This is a genomic window from Mesorhizobium sp. M3A.F.Ca.ET.175.01.1.1, assembly GCF_004791945.1.
Taxonomy (GTDB): Bacteria; Pseudomonadota; Alphaproteobacteria; order Rhizobiales; family Rhizobiaceae; genus Mesorhizobium.
The window spans coordinates 1-288 of the sequence record NZ_SRTP01000388.1 but is presented as its reverse complement, the minus strand read 5'-3'; the positions used below and the strand labels follow the sequence as shown (position 1 = coordinate 288).

Below are 288 nucleotides of genomic sequence, written 5' to 3'. Positions count from 1 at the left end.
CGAACCGGCTACCGAACAGCCCGCCGATGTTGATAAGGCCGACCCGGCGGCGCCGACCGTGGCGGCGCTGAGCGAGCAACCGCCGCTGGAAGAGGCCGTTCCCGACCCTGTCGAGACGCTCGCGCCCGACGTGGCCGTTCCGCTGCCGCAGCCGAAGCCGGTCGAGACGGAAATCAAGGCAGCCAAACCCGTCGAGGCGAAGACAAAGGCAGAGAAGAAGCCGGTTGAGAAACCGAAGCAGCGGCCGAGGAAGGAAAAGCCGGCGCCGCCCAAGGCGGTGACGACGGC

At 68.4% G+C, this 288-nt stretch carries 1 pseudogene; it reads left to right on the top strand.

Annotated elements, in window-relative coordinates:
* Positions 1 to 288, top strand: a pseudogene (locus tag EN818_RS32105) (energy transducer TonB); the annotation flags it as partial.